General features: G+C 60.1%; 4 pseudogenes. 3 read left to right on the forward strand and 1 reads right to left on the reverse strand.

The features are described 5' to 3' along the window. Window positions 1-88 precede the first annotated feature (88 nt). Window positions 89-882, forward strand: a pseudogene (locus tag IC50_RS37855) (IS630 family transposase); the annotation flags it as partial. 254 nt (window positions 883-1136) lie between these two features. Here the strand turns inward: IC50_RS37855 and IC50_RS37860 are convergent. Continuing rightward, window positions 1137-1466 (reverse strand): annotated as a pseudogene (locus IC50_RS37860) (transposase); the annotation flags it as partial. A 325-nt stretch (window positions 1467-1791) separates the two neighbouring features. Between IC50_RS37860 and IC50_RS37865 the strand changes: the two are divergent. Together IC50_RS37865 and IC50_RS37870 are read left to right on the forward strand one after the other, a co-directional pair. After that, window positions 1792-2813: pseudogene (locus IC50_RS37865) on the forward strand (IS110 family transposase). A 234-nt stretch (window positions 2814-3047) separates the two neighbouring features. After that, window positions 3048-3206 (forward strand): annotated as a pseudogene (locus tag IC50_RS37870) (IS630 family transposase); the annotation flags it as partial. Between the last annotated feature and the right edge of the window lie 303 nt (window positions 3207-3509).

Genomic DNA, 3509 nt, shown 5'->3' on the forward strand with positions numbered 1-3509 from the left:
GGCGCTATTTAGGTACAGACCCTAGTCATCCGGAACGCAAGTTCGTCGCATTGGTTGATAGCTTGAATCTCGAGAGAGGAGAGCGCTTGTGGCGAATGCAGGTGGGAAAGGCCGGCCGATCGCGCCGTTGGTGCTGAGTCCGCAGGAGCGGGCGTACTTGGAGAGGCAAGTTCGTCGTCATCGTGCTGCGCGGTTGCTTTCCTGAGCGATGCCGCGCGATCCTGCGGTGGGCGGATGGCTTGCCAAGCAAGTCTGTGGCTGCCGAACTCGGCCTCCACGAACACACCGTTGGCAAGTCGCGCCGCCGATTTTTGAAGGATCGCTGTGATGGCTTGCTTGACGAGGCACGCCCTGGCCGCCCTCGCACCATCAACGACGATCAGGTTGCCGCCATGATCGATCGCACGCTGCGTACGACGCCGGCCGAGGCGACGCAATGGTTGATCCGCTCGATGGCTGCGGAAACTGGCTTTTCCCGCACCACGATCCGCCGAATGTGGTCGGCGTTCGGCTTGCAACCGCACCGTAGCCAGACATTCAAGTTGTCGAGCGATCCGCGGCTCGTCGACAAGGCACGCGACATCGTCGGCTTTACCTGTCCCCGCCGAACCGAGCCCTTGTCCTCAGCATCGATGAGAAAAGCCAGATTCAGGCACTCGATCGCGAGCAGCCGGTCTTGCCAATGATGCCCGGCATACCGGAGCGTCGTACGCACAGCTATGTGCGGCATGGTGCGACCACGCTGTTTGCCGCGCTCGATGTCGCCTCGGGGTTCGTCATCGGCAAATGCTACAAGCGCCACCGGGCAGTCGAGTCTTGAAGTTTTTAAAAGAGATCGATGCTCAAGTTCCTGAAGGCCTCGATGTCCATATCGTCATGGACATGTGTAGACGCCCCCGTTGGTGCAAGAAGAATCTTTCGAAGAGTGCGGAGCGTGGTCGGGCGCTGACATGTGTTCGGCCTTTTGTTGCGGCTGCCACATGCCGCTGGCCCGTATGGGAGTTCGCGGAACGGGTCCAATTCAACTTCGCGTGCTCGAGGCGCGTATCCATGATCTGGTTTTCCCATTCCTGTCTCGTGACCGTGCGCCATACTCTCCGGTTGACCTTCTCACACTCACGGTCCCTGCCGCGGAACTACTTCGCCGCAGCCGGAGCCCGATAGGTTCCGCCTCTCGCCATCAATGCCCAGACGATGCGCGCCATCTTGTTAGCGAGGGCGACGATCACCAGCATGGGCGGCTTGAGGGCAAGCATGCGCGCAAGCCAAGAATCCGCTGTCGAGTCTTTGCGCATTGCCCAGCGCACGGCCGCGCTCGCGCCGATGATCAGTAGTCGTCGCAGGGTTCGTTCGCCCATACGTGACGTCTTGCCGAGCTTCTGCTTGCCTCCGGTGGAGCGCTGCAGCGGGGTAAGCCCCAGCCATGCCGCAAAGTCGCGTTGCGACCGTGCACGTCGGCTGCGCGGCAAGACATTTAAGGATCTGATCCCGGCGCAGCTTCTTGCGGAAAAGCACGGTTCCTGATGCATCCGCGCCGTGCATCTGGAACACATTCTTCGCCAGATCCAACGCGATTATGCTAAATTCCGACATGGACGCCTCCGTTCAAGTGGTGGTCAACGACACCACTTTGGCACAGCGATGCCGTGAGGGGGCGTCCACATGGGGTAATCGCAGGAGCGTGTTGCCCTAAAGGCAATCAATAGTCTTGGAGGGTGGCTGTTCCCCGATAGGATGGAAATACGGGCTCACGACTGGACGCCGGGCCCAAGCATCGAATGGAGAACAGCCATGGAAGAGTATATCGGTCTCGATGTGTCGATGAAAGAGACGGCGGTCTCGATCCGTCGAGCAGGTGAACGGATCTGGCGCGGCAAGTGTGCATCTGATCCCAGTGTCATCGCCGCGCTCATCCGCAAGCGGGCGCCGGCCGTGAAACGCGTGGTGTTCGAGACGGGACCGCTGTCGGTATGGTTCTATCATTCTTTGCGCACCGAAGGATTGCCGGCGATCTGCGTCGATGCGCGCCATGATAAAGCGGCGCTCGATATGGCGGCGAACAAGACGGACGCGAACGACGCCGATGGTCTGGCGCAGCTCGCGGAAGTCGGGTTCTTTCGTGAGGTGCGCGTGAAGGGATTCAACAGCATGCTGACCCGCACGCTTGTCGCGGCGCGCACGCGGCTGGTCCGGATCACCACCGAGCTTTCGAACCAGATCCGCGGCGTCATGAAGACCTTCGGTCTGCTTGTTCCCGCCGGAAAGGGAAGCACCTTCGAGAACGTCCGGAACCTTCTGGCTGATCAGGACGGACTTGCATCCATCGTGCTTCCGATGCTGGAAGCCTGGCGTGGCATTCGCATCCGCGCCGCCGAACTCGGTCGCCAGTTGGTTCGGGATGCGCGCGAGAGTCAGGCCTGCCGCATCCTCATGTCGATTCCGGGCATCGGTGCGATCACCGCAACCTCTTTTGCCACAGCTATTGAGGAGCCTGACAACTTTAGGAAATCCCGATCTGTTGGCGCGTGGATCGGCCTGACAACGCGCCGCTACCAATCCGGAGAAGTCGATTATGATGGCCATATATCCCGACGTGGCGACCGCCATTTGCGTGGGCTTCTCTATGAAGCGGCAGCGGTCATTCTGACGCGCAGCTCAACCGACAGCGCTCTGCGGACGTGGGGACGGCATCTCCGGGAGAGGATCGGCTTCAAAAGAGCCGCCGTGGCTGTGGCACGGAAACTGGCGGTGATAAGCATACGATGCTTAAGACCGGCGAGCTGTTCAATCCGAATGCCGGAGCTGCCGCATAAGCTCGGATAGCGTTCAGAACCTGAACGCCTAAGGTATCCCTGCCAGGACGTGAGCCGAGCCATTCCGCTGATGGGGTTGCACTGCTGACTCAGCAAAGTGCGTCGTCCACATTGAAGGCTCGTCCGCGAAGCTCCATCATGCGGCGACCAATGTCGACCGCGAAGACAACCACGCACCCGGCAGCGTCTCTTGACGAAACTAAATGCTTGACGTCCCAGCAGCGATTAGACGACACCTCCGTCGGGCAACTCGAGGCCGACATCTGCACCTTCATCCACCTGCACAACCAAAACCCGAAGCCCTTCAAATGGACCAAGTCCGCAGACCAGATTTTGGCTTCCGTCAAACGCTTCTGCCACAAAACCCAGCAGACTTTATGTGGCGAACATTAGATTCACGTGACTAGGTCGTCCTGTCCTGACGCTGCGATCTGCAGGCTGGCGCTCAATCGATGCTCGCATCTTCCGCGAGGCGCCGATGCGCTCGCCCGATAGCCTCTGGGCCGCGGCCTCGCCGACCGGATCACCGGATCAGCTGCGGCGCCAAGCGCAACAACTTGTTCGCCCATTTCGGGAGCTTCAGCGCCTACACCCTCGAGGACGTCGACTTGTACCACCTTGGCTAGGGGACCCTGCCACTCGGTTGACAAGCCGGTAGTGCTGATCGTCAACTAGTACCCACTTTTCTTGGAACGT

Source organism: Bradyrhizobium genomosp. I (2014) (assembly GCF_000261685.1).
Taxonomy (GTDB): Bacteria; Pseudomonadota; Alphaproteobacteria; order Rhizobiales; family Xanthobacteraceae; genus Bradyrhizobium.